We start from the raw sequence: 16794 nt of genomic DNA, 5'->3' as shown, positions 1-16794 counted from the left end.
AATTACTCGATGATTTTGGCAACGACGCCAGCACCAACGGTACGACCACCTTCACGAATCGCGAAGCGCAGACCATCTTCCATCGCGATAGGCGCGATCAATGTCACAGTGATAGAGACGTTATCACCTGGCATCACCATTTCGGTACCTGCTGGCAATTCAACTGCACCAGTCACGTCAGTGGTACGGAAGTAGAACTGTGGACGGTAGCCGTTGAAGAATGGTGTATGACGACCACCTTCATCTTTACCCAACACGTAGATCTCAGCGGTGAACTTGGTGTGTGGTTTGATAGAACCGGATTTAGCCAGCACTTGACCACGCTCAACCTCTTCACGCTTGGTACCGCGCAGCAGTACGCCTACGTTGTCACCCGCTTGACCTTGGTCCAGCAGTTTGCGGAACATTTCAACACCAGTACAGGTGGTTTTCAAGGTTGGCTTCAGACCAACGATTTCGATTTCGTCGCCGACTTTAACGATACCACGCTCAACACGGCCTGTTACTACAGTACCACGACCAGAGATAGAGAATACGTCTTCTACTGGCATCAGGAAGGTACCGTCAATGGCACGCTCTGGGGTTGGGATGTAGCTGTCCAATGCGTCAGCCAATGCGAAGATCGCTGGTTCGCCGATTTCTGATTGGTCGCCTTCAAGGGCCAATTTAGCAGAACCTTTGATGATTGGGGTGTCATCACCTGGGAAGTCATACTTGCTCAGCAAGTCACGCACTTCCATTTCAACCAGTTCCAACAACTCAGCGTCGTCAACCATGTCGGCTTTGTTCAGGAACACAACGATGTATGGTACGCCAACTTGACGTGCCAACAGGATGTGCTCACGTGTTTGTGGCATAGGGCCGTCAGCAGCGGAACATACCAGGATCGCGCCGTCCATCTGGGCAGCACCGGTAATCATGTTTTTAACGTAGTCGGCGTGGCCTGGGCAGTCAACGTGTGCGTAGTGACGGCTTGCAGTCTCGTACTCAACGTGTGCTGTGTTGATGGTAATACCACGTGCTTTTTCTTCTGGTGCCGCGTCAATTTGGTCGTAAGCTTTTGCTTCGCCACCAAATTTCTTGGTCAACACTGTGGTGATCGCCGCTGTCAATGTTGTCTTACCGTGGTCAACGTGACCAATCGTACCAACGTTCACGTGTGGCTTGGTACGTTCAAATTTGCCTTTTGCCATGATGTTTTTCCTTTAATTCAATACTTTAAAAATCAATTATTTTTTGTTGATGATTGCATCAGCAACGTTTTTCGGCGCATCTGCGTAGTGTTTGAATTCCATGCTGTAGGTTGCACGACCTTGTGACAAGGAACGCACGACAGTGGAGTAACCAAACATCTCTGACAGCGGCACTTCAGCTTTAATCGCTTTACCGCCACCAGGCATATCATCCATGCCCTGAATGATGCCACGACGAGATGACAAGTCACCCATCACATCACCCATGTACTCTTCAGGCGTTTCAACTTCAACCGCCATCATTGGCTCCAGCAAGACTGGATCTGCTTTACGCATACCATCTTTGAAACCGATAGAAGCAGCCATCTTGAACGCGTTTTCGTTCGAGTCAACGTCATGGTAGGAACCATCAAACAGGGTCACTTTTACGTCGACCACTGGGAAGCCTGCCAGAACACCTGCTGGAATCGTTTCACGCAACCCTTTATCTACTGCAGGGATAAATTCACGTGGCACAGTACCGCCTTTAATGGCATCCACGAACTCGTAACCTTTACCAGCCTCATTTGGCTCCATTTTGAGCCATACGTGACCGTACTGACCTTTACCACCGGACTGTTTAACGAATTTACCTTCAACCTCAACCGCTTTACGGATCGCTTCACGGTAAGCCACTTGTGGCGCACCTACGTTGGCTTCAACGTTGAATTCACGCTTCATACGGTCAACCAGAATCTCCAGGTGCAATTCACCCATACCGGAAATAATGGTTTGGCCAGACTCTTCGTCGGAACGCACGCGGAAAGAAGGGTCTTCTTGTGCCAAACGACCCAATGCCAAGCCCATTTTTTCCTGATCGCTCTTGGTTTTTGGCTCAACAGCCACGTGAATCACTGGCTCAGGGAATACCATGCGTTCAAGGATGATAGGCTTGTCTGGAGAGCACAGAGATTCACCTGTGGTCACTTCTTTCAAACCGATACAGGCTGCAATGTCGCCTGCCAACACTTCATCCACTTCTTCACGGTTATTCGCATGCATCTGAACGATACGACCGATACGCTCTTTTTTACCCTTCACAGAGTTGAGTACGGTATCACCCTTGTTCAACACACCAGAGTAAACACGGATAAAAGTCAACTGACCGACAAACGGGTCTGTCATCAATTTAAATGCCAGCGCAGAGAACCCCTCTTTGTCATCGGCTTTACGGCTGGCTGGTTTGCCATCATCATCTTCACCGGTCACATCAGGAATATCTACTGGAGATGGCAGGAACTGAATCACCGCATCCAGCATACGTTGCACGCCTTTGTTTTTAAAGGCAGAACCGCACAGCATCGGCTGAATTTCACCCGCAATGGTACGCGTACGCAGACCAAACACGATGTCCTTCTCTTCCAGATCACCGTTTTCCAGGTATTTGTTCATCAGATCTTCGCTGGCTTCAGCCGCAGATTCAACCATCTGCTCGCGCCATTTTTTAGCAGTCTCAACCAGATCAGCCGGAATCTCACCGTAAGTAAATTTCATGCCTTGAGAAGCCTCATCCCAGATAATGGCTTTCATTTTCATGAGATCAACGACGCCAGTGAAAGTATCTTCACGGCCAATTGGGATCACCACAGGCACTGGGCTTGCGCGCAGACGCGTTTTCATCTGCTCAACCACTTTGAAGAAGTCGGCACCAGAACGGTCCATTTTGTTCACAAAGGCCAAGCGAGGCACTTTGTATTTGTTGGCCTGACGCCAAACAGTTTCAGATTGTGGTTGCACACCACCTACCGCACAGTACACCATGCAGGCGCCATCCAGCACACGCATGGAACGCTCAACTTCAATCGTGAAGTCTACGTGCCCAGGGGTATCAATAATGTTGAATCGATGCTCAGGCAAAGACAGGTCCATGCCTTTCCAGAAACAGGTGGTCGCAGCGGAAGTAATGGTAATCCCACGCTCCTGCTCTTGTTCCATCCAGTCCATGGTCGCTGCACCATCGTGCACCTCACCAATTTTATGGTTCACACCAGTGTAGAACAGAATACGTTCTGTCGTGGTTGTTTTACCTGCGTCAATGTGCGCAGAAATACCAATATTACGGTAGCGTTCAATAGGGGTTTTACGTGCCACGATGCTTTACCTTTGCTATCAATTCAACTAATTATTAAAGAACGAGGTCGTTTAATTAAAAACGGAAGTGTGAGAAAGCCTTGTTGGCTTCTGCCATACGATGAACTTCTTCACGCTTCTTCATTGCGGCGCCGCGGCCTTCTGAGGCTTCAAGCAACTCAGCAGCCAGACGCAAGCCCATGGACTTTTCGCCACGCTTGCGCGCTGCATCACGCAACCAACGCATTGCCAAGGCGCTACGACGGCTAGGACGCACTTCAACAGGCACCTGATAGTTAGCACCACCGACGCGACGGCTTTTCACTTCAACGATAGGGCGCAGATTGTTCAACGCTGTGGTGAATAATTCCAGCGGATCTTTGCCACTCTTGCTGGCTACTTGATCAAATGCACCGTAAACAATACGCTCAGCAACAGATTTCTTACCACCTGTCATCAGTACGTTTACGAATTTGGATACTTCCTGGCTACCAAATTTTGGATCCGGCAAGATATTACGTTTGGGAACTTCTCTACGTCTAGGCATAACTATTCTCTTTCAATTAAATTTTGCTAGCTACAACACTGCAAGGCATTTCAGCCGCTATTAAAAATTGGACCAATGTCCGAAACCAACTTAACAAATTAAGCTTTAGCTTCTTTAGGACGTTTAGCACCGTATTTGGAACGTGACTGTTTACGATCTTTCACACCAGCCGTATCCAAGCTACCGCGCACCATGTGGTAACGCACACCTGGCAAGTCTTTTACACGACCACCGCGAATCAGTACCACAGAGTGCTCTTGCAGGTTATGGCCTTCACCGCCGATGTAGCTAATGACTTCGTAACCGTTAGTCAGGCGCACTTTGGCAACCTTACGCAACGCGGAGTTTGGCTTTTTAGGAGTAGTGGTGTACACACGGGTACATACACCACGCTTTTGTGGGCAGGATTCCAGGGCTGGAACCTTGCTCTTGGTTACCACTTTAACGCGTGGTTTACGTACTAACTGATTAATGGTTGGCATTGCCTTAACCTCTTCACCTTAAAAAATCCACCAACTGAGCAGGAAACTCAGGACTGGCGGCATATCAACAATAACACCTTATTGAGACAATAAGGCTATTCTGAGAAACCCAGCATTTTAATAAACGAGTCAAGGGGTGTCAAGCATTATTCATACTTGGACACCCCTTGTTTATTGCCCGGCCTGACGACCGGAAAAGCCTAAAATTACTCGGTCGCGTTGTCGTCCGTTGCGGTTTCTTCAACCACTTCTTCTGGTGCAAACATCGCTTCAGCGGCCAACATCGCCTCTGAAGGCTCAGCAACATTTGGCGTCAACGACGCGATTGCTGCACGCTTGCGAGACTCGTGATACGCCAAACCGGTACCGGCTGGAATCAGACGGCCGACAATCACGTTTTCTTTCAAGCCACGCAGATCGTCGCGTTTGCCCAAGATCGCAGCCTCGGTCAACACTCTTGTCGTTTCCTGGAAGGATGCGGCAGAGATGAAGGAGTCCGTAGACAGCGATGCCTTGGTAATCCCCAGCAATACGTACTCGAAAGTTGCGGGACGTTTGTTTTCGGCAATGACGCGTTCGTTTTCAGTCAACAAGTCTGCACGTTCTACCTGCTCACCCGGGATGAAGCTGGTATCTCCGGCATCTTGCACTTTCACACGGCGCAACATCTGACGCACAATCACTTCAATGTGCTTGTCGTTAATCTTCACGCCCTGCAAACGATAAACGTCTTGTACTTCGTCAATGATGTAACGTGCCAGTGCCTCACGACCTTGCAGACGCAAGATGTCTTGCGGATCTGCCGGGCCGTCGACAATCGTTTCACCCTTGGTGACCACTTGACCATCGTGCGCGGTCACGTGCTTGTCCTTGGCAATCAGGAACTCGCTGGTAATACCGTCCAGGTCAGTAATGACCAGACGCTGCTTACCCTTGGTGTCCTTACCAAATGACACAGTACCGGTCACTTCTGCCAGCATGCCGGCATCTTTGGGTGAACGCGCTTCGAACAGTTCAGCCACACGTGGCAGACCCCCGGTAATATCCCGTGTTTTGGAGGATTCTTGCGGGATACGTGCCAGCACTTCACCCACACCCACTTCCTGACCATCTTTCACGGTAATGATACAACCCAGCTGGAAGGTGACGTTTACCGGCGTTTCAGTACCGGCAATTTTCACTTCCACACCATTTGCATCCAGCAATTTCACCTGTGGACGCAAGCCTTTAGTCGAGCCCGCTCTTTGTTTAGGATCAATCACCACCAGTGAGGACAAGCCAGTGACTTCATCCACCTGCTTAGCAACCGTGACGCCTTCTTCAACGTTCTCGAACTTCACGCGCCCCGCATACTCGGTAATAATCGGACGAGTATGTGGATCCCAAGTCGCCAAGGCCTGACCCGCTTTAACCGTCTTACCATCATTGATGGTCAGCGTCGCACCGTAAGGCACTTTATGACGCTCACGCTCACGGCCATTGTCGTCAGAAATCACAACCTCACCGTTACGGGAAATCACGATCTGCTCACCACGTGAGTTGGTCACGTAACGCATGGTAGAAGTGAAGCCAGCCGTACCGTTAGACTTGCTCTCTACTTGTGACACAGAAGCTGCACGGGATACCGCACCACCAATGTGGAATGTACGCATGGTCAACTGTGTACCAGGCTCACCGATGGACTGTGCCGCAATCACGCCGACAGACTCGCCGATACTGATCAGCTTGCCACGACCCAGGTCACGACCGTAGCACTTGGCGCAGATACCGTAACGCGTGTCGCAAGTCAGGGCAGTACGCACTTTGACTTCATCAATGCCCAAGGCATCAATTTTCTCGACTTCGTCTTCACCCAGTAAAGTACCGGCTGCGAATACCACTTCCTGTGTTTCAGGATGCAAGATATCCAGAGCAGAGGTACGGCCTAGGATACGGTCATGCAAGGGCTCAACTACTTCACCGCCTTTAACCAGCGCCTTGGTGACCAAGCCTTCGGTGGTGCCACAATCCGTCTCGGTCACAACCAAGTCTTGTGTCACGTCTACCAGACGGCGTGTCAGGTAACCGGAGTTCGCTGTTTTCAGCGCCGTATCGGCCAGACCCTTACGCGCACCGTGGGTTGAAATAAAGTATTGCAACACGTTCAAGCCATCACGGAAGTTCGCCTTGATCGGCGTTTCAATAATGGAACCATCTGGTTTCGCCATCAGGCCACGCATACCAGCCAGCTGACGTACCTGCGCTGCAGAACCCCGCGCACCGGAGTCGGCCATCATGTAAATCGCGTTAAAGGATTCCTGACGGACAGCTTTACCGTCTTTGGTGACCACGTTGCCGTCAGCGTCCTTGACATCTTCTTCGCGCAACTGCTTCATCATGGCCTCAGCCACTTTGTCACCGGCACGACCCCAGATGTCGACCACCTTGTTGTAACGCTCACCCTGTGTCACCAGACCGGACACATACTGGTCTTCGATCTCTTTCACTTCAGCATCGGCAGCCGCAATCAATTGCTCTTTCTCTGGTGGCACCAACATGTCATTGATGCTGATAGAGATACCGGCTTTGGTCGCGTATGAGTAACCGGTGTACATCAGTTTATCCGCGAAGATCACGGTTTCACGTATGCCCACCTTACGGAAGCTGGCGTTGATCAGGCGTGAAATTTCTTTTTTCTTCAGTGCCTTGTCAATGTAGCTGTATGGCATGCCTGGTGGCAGAATTTCAGACAGCAAAGCACGGCCAACGGTGGTGTTATACCGATTGAATTTCTCGGTTTTGTGACCGGTCACATCCATCTCGAACTCACGGATACGCACCGTAATCTTGGCGTGCAAATCGATCAGCCCCTGGTCGTACACACGTTGTACTTCCTTGATGTCACTGAAGATCATACCTTCGCCACGTGCAGCCACTTTTTCGCGAGTCATGTAGTACAGACCCAACACAATATCCTGCGAAGGCACAATGATAGGCTCGCCGTTGGCTGGAGACAGTACGTTGTTGGAAGCCAACATCAAGGTGCGGGCTTCCATCTGTGCTTCCAGACTCAATGGAACGTGTACCGCCATCTGGTCACCGTCAAAGTCGGCGTTAAAGGCTGAACACACCAATGGGTGCAACTGGATCGCTTTACCTTCGATCAATACTGGCTCAAATGCCTGGATACCCAAACGGTGCAAGGTAGGCGCACGGTTCAACAACACCGGATGCTCGCGGATCACGTCCTCGAGGATATCCCAGACTTCTGGTCCTTCCTCTTCCACTTTCTTCTTGGCCGCTTTAATGGTGGTTGCCAGACCTAACACTTCCAGCTTGTGGAAAATGAAAGGCTTGAACAATTCCAGCGCCATTTTCTTAGGCAAACCGCACTGATGCAGTTTCAACTGCGGACCAACCACAATCACGGAACGGCCGGAGTAGTCCACACGTTTACCCAACAGGTTTTGACGGAAACGACCGCCTTTACCTTTGATCATGTCAGCCAGTGATTTGAGCGGACGCTTGTTGGCGCCGGTCATGACTTTACCGCGACGACCGTTATCCAGCAGAGAGTCAACAGCCTCTTGCAACATACGTTTTTCGTTACGGACGATGATTTCAGGCGCTTTCAACTCTAACAAACGCTTCAAGCGGTTGTTACGGTTGATCACACGGCGATACAGGTCGTTCAAATCTGAGGTCGCAAAGCGGCCGCCATCCAATGGGACCAATGGACGCAGCTCTGGTGGCAACACTGGCAAGATTTCCAGGATCATCCACTCTGGCTTGATGCCGGATTTCTGGAACGCTTCCAGCACTTTCAGACGCTTGGCGATCTTCTTGATCTTGGCTTCAGAGCTGGTCGCGGACAGTTCGCTACGCAATGTTTCAATCTCGCGCTCAATGTCCATGGTGCGCAACAATTCACGCACGGCTTCAGCACCCATCACGGCGTTGAATTCGTCACCGTATTCTTCCACCTTGGCCAGATAGTCATCTTCAGTCAGCAACTGACCACGGGTCAGCGGCGTCATGCCTGGGTCAATCACGATGAATGCTTCAAAGTACAGCACACGTTCGATGTCGCGCAAAGCGATATCCAGCACCATACCCAAACGGCTAGGCAAGGATTTCAGGAACCAGATGTGGGCCACGGGTGAAGCCAGCTCGATGTGACCCATGCGTTCACGACGCACTTTGCTCAGTGTGACTTCAACGCCACATTTTTCACAAATCACACCGCGGTGTTTCAAACGCTTGTATTTACCGCACAAGCACTCGTAATCTTTGATCGGGCCAAAGATTTTGGAGCAGAACAAACCGTCCCGCTCAGGTTTGAAGGTACGGTAGTTGATGGTTTCTGGCTTTTTCACTTCGCCATAGGACCATGAACGGATTTTTTCAGGTGAAGCCAGCGCGATCTTGATCGCGTCGAACTCTTCTTCTTGCGTAACCTGTTTAAATAAATCTAATAACGCTTTCATAGAGACTCTCCTAATGGCGGGGCTTAGTTACGGTCCAAATCAATATCAATGGCCAGTGAACGGATTTCTTTCACCAGCACGTTGAATGATTCAGGCATACCCGCATCAATTTTGTGCTCACCTTTGACGATGTTTTCGTACACTTTGGTACGGCCATTCACGTCATCTGATTTCACGGTCAACATCTCTTGCAAGGTGTATGACGCACCATAGGCTTCCAGTGCCCACACTTCCATCTCACCGAAGCGCTGGCCACCGAACTGGGCTTTACCACCCAGCGGCTGCTGTGTCACCAGGCTGTAAGGACCGGTAGAACGTGCGTGCATCTTGTCATCGACCAAGTGGTGCAGTTTCAGCACGTGCATGTAACCGACAGTCACTGGACGCTCGAACGCATCACCGGTACGGCCATCAAACAGTTTGACCTGTGTTTTGCCAGCGTGGAACTGCAGTTTCTTGGTGTGCTCGTCATCATCAGGGAAAGCCAGATCCAGCATGGCTTTAATGTCAGACTCAGCGGCACCGTCAAACACTGGTGTCGCGAACGGCACGCCGTGTTTCAGGTTCTGCGCAAGGTCAATCACTTCCACATCTGTCAGACCAGCAATGTCTTCTTTCTTGCCAGTGCTGCTGTTATAGATCTTGTCCAGGAAGCCTCGGATTTCAGCCACTTTGGCTTCTGCTTGCAGCATATCGCCAATGCGTTTGCCCAAACCTTTGGCAGCCCAACCCAGGTGGGTTTCCAGAATCTGACCGATGTTCATCCGTGAAGGCACGCCCAGCGGGTTCAACACGATATCCAGCGGTGTACCATCAGCCATGTATGGCATGTCTTCGACCGGGCAGATTTTTGAAATCACACCCTTGTTACCGTGACGACCGGCCATCTTGTCACCAGGCTGAATACGGCGTTTCACAGCCAGATAGACTTTGACCATTTTTTGTACACCTGGTGGCAGTTCGTCACCTTGTGTCAGTTTACGCTTCTTCTCTTCGAATTTGTTATCGAATTCGATGCGGGCCTGGCTCAAGCTGTCTTTCAACTGCTCAAGTTGACGGGCAGCCTCTTCATCGCTCAAACGGATGTCAAACCAGTCATAACGACCCACGCTCTCCAGATATTCCTGAGTCAGGGTGTCGCCTTTTTTCAGTTTGTTCGGACCACCTGTGGCCACTTTACCCGCCAACAGACGGCTGATACGGCCAAAAGTATCGTCTTCAACAATACGCATCTGGTCGCCCAGATCTTTCTTGTAGTGAGACAACTGGTCATCAATAATTTGTTGCGCACGGGCATCACGGTCGATACCTTCGCGTGTGAACACTTGCACATCGATCACAGTACCGGTCATGCCAGAAGGCACGCGCAGTGAAGTGTCTTTCACGTCAGACGCTTTTTCACCGAAAATCGCACGCAGCAATTTTTCTTCTGGCGTTAAAGTGGTTTCACCTTTAGGGGTCACTTTACCTACCAGCACGTCACCCGCTTCCACCTCGGCACCAATATAGATAATCCCGGAGTCATCCAGACGGCCCAGCATGCGCTCGGACAGGTTGGAAATATCGCGGGTAATCTCTTCAGGTCCCAGTTTGGTATCACGTGCCACCACTGACAGCTCTTCAATGTGGATGGAGGTGTAACGGTCATCAGCCACTACGCGCTCGGAGATCAGAATCGAGTCTTCGTAGTTGTAACCGTTCCAAGGCATAAAGCCAACCAGCATGTTCTGACCCAGCGCCAACTCACCCATATCCGTAGAAGCACCATCCGCCACCACGTCGCCGCGGCTAATGATATCGCCTACTTTAACCAGCGGACGCTGGTTAATATTGGTGTTCTGGTTAGAACGGGTGTACTTGGTCAGGTTGTAGATATCCACACCCACTTCGCCGGCTTGCGCTTCAGCATCGTGGACACGAATCACAATACGGCCTGAGTCGACGTAATCGACCACGCCACCACGACGGGCAGTCACGACAGTCCCGGAGTCCACCGCGACTGTACGCTCAATGCCTGTACCGACCACGGCTTTTTCAGCACGCAGACAAGGCACGGCTTGACGTTGCATGTTGGCACCCATCAAGGCACGGTTCGCGTCATCGTGTTCCAGGAAAGGAATCAATGAAGCCGCAACAGACACGATCTGGCCTGGTGCCACGTCCATATACTGCACGCGCTCAGGTTGCGTCATGGTAAATTCGTTGTGGAAACGCGCAGAGACCAATTCCTCCTTGAAGCCACCGTCTGTAGACAGTTCGGTGTTAGCCTGTGCGATCACATACTGGCTTTCTTCAATGGCTGACAGGAAATCAATCTTGCCCGACACCTTGTTGCCTTCAACCAGACGATAAGGGGTTTCCAGGAAACCATATTCGTTGGTACGGGCATACAGCGCCAGTGAGTTGATCAAACCAATGTTTGGACCTTCAGGCGTTTCAATTGGACACACGCGGCCATAATGGGTGGTGTGTACGTCACGCACCTCGAAGCCGGCACGCTCACGGGTCAAGCCACCTGGACCCAAAGCGGAGATACGGCGTTTGTGCGTAATCTCGGACAATGGGTTCGTCTGGTCCATAAACTGCGACAACTGGCTAGAACCGAAAAACTCACGAATCGCACTGGAGACTGGCTTGGCATTGATCAAGTCATGCGGCATCAGGTTCTCTGACTCAGCCTGTGACAGACGCTCTTTGACGGCACGCTCAACACGGACCAGACCGGCACGGAACTGGTTCTCGGCCAATTCACCCACGGAACGGATACGACGGTTACCCAAGTGGTCAATATCGTCAATCTCGCCACGGCCATTGCGCAACTCAATCAGCACGCCAATGACAGCGAGGATATCTTCGTTGGATAGCACATTGCTACCGGTATCGCCTTGTGGGCCGACTTTTTCGTAGAAACGACGCATCCAGGTCGCTGAACGGTCTTCCAGCTTGCTTGGATAAGCACGGCGGTTGAATTTCATACGACCCACTACGGACAGGTCATAGCGATCTTCAGAGAAGAACAAACCATTAAACAAGGCCTCTACAGCCTCTTCGGTTGGCGGCTCGCCTGGGCGCATCATGCGGTAAATCGCTACACGTGCACTGTACTGGTCAGGAATCTCATCACTGCGCAATGTTTGCGAAATGAAATTACCATGATCCAAGTCGTTGGTGTAAATGGTGTCGATTTCTGAAATCTTTGCCGCGACCAATTTTTCAAGCAATGATGGTGTCACTTCATCATTGGCGTTAGCAATCAGCTCACCGGTTTCAGTATCAATAATGTTTTTGGCAACTGCGCGACCCATCATAAAGTCGGTTGGTACCGCCATGGTGGTTACGCCCGCTTTTTCGATGTCACGGATATGTTTAACGGTGATACGTTTGTCTTTGGCAACCAGCACATTACCGTCTTTGTCAGTAATGTCGAATTTGGCCACTTCACCACGCAGGCGGTCTGCCACCAACTCAAACTCCACGCCTTTCGGGCCGATGTGGAAAGTGTCGGTGTCGTGGAAGGTTTCCAGAATTTGTTCTGGGGTGTAGCCCAATGCCTTCAGCAGGATGGTCACTGGCATCTTGCGGCGACGATCCACACGGAAGTACAGGTAATCTTTAGGGTCAAACTCAAAGTCTAACCAGGAGCCACGGTAAGGAATAATCCGTGCAGAGAACAACAACTTACCGGAGCTGTGGGTTTTACCACGATCATGCTCAAAGAATACGCCTGGGCTGCGGTGCAATTGGGACACAATGACACGCTCGGTACCATTAATCACGAAAGAGCCATTTTCGGTCATGAGCGGCAATTCACCCATGTAGACCTCTTGTTCTTTGACTTCTTTGACGGTTGGTTTGGACGCTTCACGGTCCATAATAGTCAGACGCACCTTGACACGCAGTGGCACGGCGTAAGTCAGCCCACGTTGCTGACATTCTTTCACGTCAAATGGCTCTGCGCCTAGTTGGTAGCTCACATAGTCCAGACGGGCATTCTCTGAATGACTCACAATCGGGAAAATGGAACGGAAAGTCGACTCTAGACCTTCGTTTTTACGTTGGTCCGCTGGTACATTTTCCTGCAGGAATGATTTATAGGACTCCAGCTGCATGGCCAGCAGATAAGGTACCTCTTGAACGCTGTCACGCTTGGCAAAGCTTTTGCGAAGGCGTTTCTTTTCGGTAAAGGAATAGCTCATAGCGTCTCCTGAAATTTTTGAGGGTAGAAGACAAAACACTTTTCATCCACTGCAATGTTTTGACATCTAACTTCGCATTTAAAATCAGCCACTTAAATTAGCCGGTTAGCTTATCTATATGTGGCCACAATACCGCTTTTACAACAGGCTTCCAGACAATTACAGTTTATTTACAATCTGCAACGCCAGAAATGGCGAAGGCCGACGGTCTCCCGTCAGCCCAGCCAGATTCACAATTGTGAATTATTTCATCTCAGCAGTAGCGCCCGCTTCGATCAATTTCTTCACAGCGGCTTCAGCGTCAGCTTTGCTTACGCCTTCTTTAACCGCTTTAGGTGCGCCGTCTACCAGGTCTTTAGCTTCTTTCAAGCCCAAACCTGTCAGTTCACGAACTGCTTTAATCACGCTCACTTTGTTGTCGCCAGCGCCATTCAAGATGACGTTGAACTCAGTTTGCTCAGCAGCAGCTGGAGCAGCACCAGCAGCAGCGCCGCCAGCAGCCACTGCAACAGCAGCAGCAGAAACACCAAACTTCTCTTCGATTTCTTTGATGAACGCAGTCAGTTCCAATACGGTCATGCCACCGATTGCATCTAAGATGTCAGCATTAGAAATTGCCATGATATAAATTTCCTAAAATAATTTGATTAAAAATTAAGCCGCTTGCTTTTCTTTTTCGTCGCGTATTGCAGCAACGGCTCGAGCAAACTTGGTTGGGACTTCGTTGAGTGTGCCAGCCAATTTGGACAGCAACTCATCACGGCTCAATGTAGATGCCAACGCTTGTACGCCAGCCACATCAAGACGCTCATTAGGCATCGCGCCCGCTTTCAGTACGAACAATTCGTTATCTTTTGCGAAATTGTTCATGACTTTGGCGGCTGCAACTGGATCGGTAGAAATACCGTACACCAGTGGCCCAACCATGTCGTCAGCCAATGCGGCAAAAGGCGTACCTTCTACTGCACGACGAACCAAGGTGTTTTTCAACACACGCAGATACACACCTGCATTACGTGCATCAGCACGCAGTTTCGTCATATTGGCTACGCCAATACCACGATACTCAGCAAGTACGATTGCTTGTGCGTTTGCTACTTGCGCAGCAACCTCGGCAACGACTTCTTTTTTCTCTGTAAGATTAAGACTCAAGGTCTGTTCTCCTTCCGTTAATGAAAGCCCGGTTAAATCACCGGGCCACTCACGGCGTCCTTGTGCAGGGCATGGATATATCCTGTGTTGGGGATCGCCATCTGCGTTGGTTTCAAACTGCTGCAAACAGAGGATTGCTCACCCATTTGCATTCAATTTTCAATTAAGTAAAACACCAACGGTCTTTGATGTTCTTGAGTGCTTACAAAATTGCATAAACACTCAAGCCCAAAGTACTTGCCTGATCCATTAACGGACCGGGACTTGATTCAATGCTTAAGCAGCGACTGAAGCTTGGTCAACACGTACGCCAGGACCCATGGTGCTGGAGACGGACAATTTCTTCAGGTATACGCCTTTGGAGCTGGCTGGCTTGGCTTTGTTCAATGCTTCGATCAAAGCAGACAGGTTGCCTTGCAGTTGCTCGACAGTAAATGAAGCACGGCCGATAGTGCAGTGAACGATACCGCCTTTATCAGTACGGTATTGCACTTGACCCGCTTTAGCATTTTTAACTGCAGTCGCTGCGTCTGGTGTCACGGTACCGACTTTAGGGTTAGGCATCAAACCACGTGGGCCCAACACTTGACCCAACGCACCAACGATACGCATCGCATCAGGTGTAGCAATGGCTACATCAAAATCCAACATACCGCCTTTGACTTGCTCGGCCAGATCTTCAAAACCAACGATGTCAGCACCAGCTGCTTTAGCCGCTTCAGCTTGTGCACCTTGTGCAAACACAGCCACACGCACTGTTTTACCAGTGCCGTTAGGCAATACGATCGCGCCACGCACAAGCTGGTCAGATTTACGTGGGTCGATACCCAAGTTAATCACTGCATCTACAGATTCGTTAAATTTGGCAGTTGCGCCTTCTTTTACCAGGCTCAGCGCATCAACTACCGGGTACAGCTTGTTGCGGTCAATCTTTGCACGCAACGCATCAATTCTTTTCGCCATGTTATACACCCTCCACTTCAATACCCATGCTGCGTGCGCTACCAGCAATGGTGCGAACGGCCGCGTCCATGTCGGCAGCGGTCAGGTCAGGCATTTTTGTTTTGGCGATTTCTTCGGCTTGTGCACGAGTAATCTTGCCAACTTTGTCCGTATGAGGACGTGGAGACCCTTTTTCCAGCTTGGCTGCTTTTTTGATCAGCACAGTTGCCGGAGGGGTTTTCATCACGAATGTGAAGCTCTTGTCTGCAAACGCAGTGATCACCACTGGGATAGGCAGCCCTGGTTCAACGCCTTGTGTTGCCGCGTTAAACGCTTTACAGAATTCCATGATGTTCAGACCACGTTGACCCAGTGCTGGACCGACTGGTGGGCTTGGGTTGGCTTTACCTGCAGGGATCTGCAGCTTGATATAGCCAATGACTTTCTTTGCCATGTTTGACTCCTTGAATGGGTAATAGCGCCTGTGGCAGGCTCCCCGTTAAAAAATATCGACTGCCAGTCAGGCCGTCGACACAATGCACAACTAGACTTCTTTTTCTACCTGTGCAAAATCCAGTTCAACCGGTGTCGCACGGCCAAAAATGACCACTGAAACACGCAGTTTGTTTTTGTCGTAGTTCACTTCCTCTACGCTGCCAGAGAAGTCCTTGAATGGGCCATCGATCACACGAACGCTCTCGCCCTTTTCAAAGGTCATCTTCTGTGTCGGGTTAGATTTGCTGTCATCCATGCGACGCAGAATAATTTCAACTTCCTTATCCTTGATCGGGGTTGGACGTTGCGCAGTGCCACCGATGAATGAAGTCACCCTTGGTGTACTTCTCACCAAGTGCCAACTTTCGTCAGTCATTTCCATTTGAACTAACACATAACCAGGATATAAGCGACGCTCAGAAATGGTCTTCTGACCATTTTTCAGCTCAATCACCTCTTCTACCGGCACCAGAATGTCACCGAACTGATCCGGGATATTCGATCTTGCGACGCGCTCTTCCAAACCGGCCTTGACGGATTTCTCCATGCCGGAGAAGGCCTGAACTGCATACCAACGCATAGCCATTAAGCCCCCCTACCCATAATCCATTGCACCATGTAGGCAAAACTGATGTCTACCAACGCCAAGAAAGCAGCCATGATCACAACCAGCACCACAACAGCCAGTGTCGTTTGCATAGTTTCCTGACGCGTTGGCCACACCACACGCTTGGCTTCAGCAACAGACTCATTAAAGAAAACCAGCGCCTGCTTACCTTGTGGCGCAGTCCACGCGACCGCTACAGACGCGACAATACCTGCCAACACGGCAAGTATCCTGATAACCATTGCTTTATCTTCAAAAAGATAAAAACCGGCAATCCCCAAAGCTAATAACAACAGGGATAAAGCCAGTTTGATTTTATCGATCATATACTTAACTTTATGATTAACACCACAGACTATTCTGGGTGTTTGGCAGGCCAAGAGGGTCTCGAACCCCCAACCCTCGGTTTTGGAGACCGATACTCTACCAATTGAGCTATTGGCCTGTACTCTTTAAAGCGAAAGCTGCACGGGTTGTAGCGCAGCTTTCACCTACATCAACAATTACTCGATGATTTTGGCAACGACGCCAGCACCAACGGTACGACCACCTTCACGAATCGCGAAGCGCAGACCATCTTCCATCGCGATAGGCGCGATCAATGT

At 50.3% G+C, this 16794-nt stretch carries 13 protein-coding genes and 1 tRNA gene; all 14 read right to left on the bottom strand.

Annotation, left to right across the window (positions count from 1 at the left end):
- Positions 1 to 2: 2 nt before the first annotated feature.
- Positions 3 to 1193 carry an elongation factor Tu gene (tuf, locus tag ACFQ1T_RS14275; protein ID WP_194748734.1) on the bottom strand — a complete coding sequence of 397 codons (1191 nt, stop codon included), beginning with the start codon at positions 1191 to 1193 and terminating at the stop codon, positions 3 to 5.
- A 36-nt stretch (positions 1194 to 1229) separates the two neighbouring features.
- Positions 1230 to 3323: an elongation factor G gene (gene fusA, locus ACFQ1T_RS14270; protein WP_194748735.1), complete on the bottom strand. Its 2094-nt coding sequence runs from the start codon at positions 3321 to 3323 to the stop codon at positions 1230 to 1232.
- A gap of 55 nt (positions 3324 to 3378) precedes the next feature.
- Positions 3379 to 3849: a 30S ribosomal protein S7 gene (rpsG, locus tag ACFQ1T_RS14265; RefSeq protein ID WP_194748736.1), complete on the bottom strand. Its 471-nt coding sequence runs from the start codon at positions 3847 to 3849 to the stop codon at positions 3379 to 3381.
- A 98-nt stretch (positions 3850 to 3947) separates the two neighbouring features.
- Positions 3948 to 4331, bottom strand: coding sequence for a 30S ribosomal protein S12 (rpsL, locus tag ACFQ1T_RS14260; RefSeq protein WP_194748737.1), 384 nt, complete (start codon positions 4329 to 4331; stop codon positions 3948 to 3950).
- A 206-nt stretch (positions 4332 to 4537) separates the two neighbouring features.
- On the bottom strand, positions 4538 to 8797 hold the full coding sequence (gene rpoC / locus ACFQ1T_RS14255; RefSeq protein WP_194748738.1) for a DNA-directed RNA polymerase subunit beta': 4260 nt from the start codon (positions 8795 to 8797) through the stop codon (positions 4538 to 4540).
- A gap of 23 nt (positions 8798 to 8820) precedes the next feature.
- A complete protein-coding gene (gene rpoB, locus ACFQ1T_RS14250) occupies positions 8821 to 12993 on the bottom strand; it encodes a DNA-directed RNA polymerase subunit beta (RefSeq protein ID WP_379077977.1) in 4173 nt (1390 codons plus the stop codon).
- Between the two features lie 243 nt (positions 12994 to 13236).
- Positions 13237 to 13614, bottom strand: coding sequence for a 50S ribosomal protein L7/L12 (gene rplL / locus ACFQ1T_RS14245; RefSeq protein WP_194748740.1), 378 nt, complete (start codon positions 13612 to 13614; stop codon positions 13237 to 13239).
- Positions 13615 to 13647: 33 nt separating this feature from the next.
- Positions 13648 to 14145, bottom strand: coding sequence for a 50S ribosomal protein L10 (gene rplJ, locus ACFQ1T_RS14240; RefSeq protein ID WP_194748741.1), 498 nt, complete (start codon positions 14143 to 14145; stop codon positions 13648 to 13650).
- 276 nt (positions 14146 to 14421) lie between these two features.
- A complete protein-coding gene (gene rplA, locus ACFQ1T_RS14235) occupies positions 14422 to 15108 on the bottom strand; it encodes a 50S ribosomal protein L1 (RefSeq protein WP_194748742.1) in 687 nt (228 codons plus the stop codon).
- 1 nt (position 15109) lies between these two features.
- Positions 15110 to 15541 carry a 50S ribosomal protein L11 gene (gene rplK, locus ACFQ1T_RS14230; protein ID WP_029147986.1) on the bottom strand — a complete coding sequence of 144 codons (432 nt, stop codon included), beginning with the start codon at positions 15539 to 15541 and terminating at the stop codon, positions 15110 to 15112.
- Positions 15542 to 15631: 90 nt separating this feature from the next.
- Complete coding sequence (nusG, locus tag ACFQ1T_RS14225; RefSeq protein ID WP_194748743.1) at positions 15632 to 16168, bottom strand: transcription termination/antitermination protein NusG; 537 nt, start codon at positions 16166 to 16168, stop codon at positions 15632 to 15634.
- Positions 16168 to 16515 (bottom strand): preprotein translocase subunit SecE, encoded by a 348-nt coding sequence (gene secE, locus ACFQ1T_RS14220; RefSeq protein WP_275357986.1) that lies wholly within the window; start codon positions 16513 to 16515, stop codon positions 16168 to 16170. Before secE ends, nusG begins: the two co-directional genes overlap by 1 nt.
- A gap of 43 nt (positions 16516 to 16558) precedes the next feature.
- Positions 16559 to 16634: transfer RNA gene (locus tag ACFQ1T_RS14215), tRNA-Trp, on the bottom strand.
- A gap of 58 nt (positions 16635 to 16692) precedes the next feature.
- The coding region (locus ACFQ1T_RS14210; RefSeq protein ID WP_229801920.1) for an EF-Tu C-terminal domain-related protein at positions 16693 to 16794 on the bottom strand (102 nt) is incomplete at its 5' end.

The sequence above is a fragment of the Methylophilus glucosoxydans genome (assembly GCF_042676145.1).
In the GTDB taxonomy this organism is placed as follows: Bacteria; Pseudomonadota; Gammaproteobacteria; order Burkholderiales; family Methylophilaceae; genus Methylophilus; species Methylophilus glucosoxydans.
This window is presented reverse-complemented; position numbering and strand designations above follow the sequence as displayed.

Excerpts from the sequence above, each read along its gene's own strand:
- tuf (WP_194748734.1), bottom strand. The coding sequence starts at position 1,193 with ATGGCAAAAGGCAAATTTGAACGTACCAAGCCACACGTGAACGTTGGT.
- rpsG (WP_194748736.1), bottom strand. The coding sequence starts at position 3,849 with ATGCCTAGACGTAGAGAAGTTCCCAAACGTAATATCTTGCCGGATCCA.
- rpsL (WP_194748737.1), bottom strand. The coding sequence starts at position 4,331 with ATGCCAACCATTAATCAGTTAGTACGTAAACCACGCGTTAAAGTGGTA.
- rpoC (WP_194748738.1), bottom strand. The coding sequence starts at position 8,797 with ATGAAAGCGTTATTAGATTTATTTAAACAGGTTACGCAAGAAGAAGAG.
- rpoB (WP_379077977.1), bottom strand. The coding sequence starts at position 12,993 with ATGAGCTATTCCTTTACCGAAAAGAAACGCCTTCGCAAAAGCTTTGCC.
- rplL (WP_194748740.1), bottom strand. The coding sequence starts at position 13,614 with ATGGCAATTTCTAATGCTGACATCTTAGATGCAATCGGTGGCATGACC.
- rplA (WP_194748742.1), bottom strand. The coding sequence starts at position 15,108 with ATGGCGAAAAGAATTGATGCGTTGCGTGCAAAGATTGACCGCAACAAG.
- rplK (WP_029147986.1), bottom strand. The coding sequence starts at position 15,541 with ATGGCAAAGAAAGTCATTGGCTATATCAAGCTGCAGATCCCTGCAGGT.
- nusG (WP_194748743.1), bottom strand. The coding sequence starts at position 16,168 with ATGGCTATGCGTTGGTATGCAGTTCAGGCCTTCTCCGGCATGGAGAAA.
- secE (WP_275357986.1), bottom strand. The coding sequence starts at position 16,515 with ATGATCGATAAAATCAAACTGGCTTTATCCCTGTTGTTATTAGCTTTG.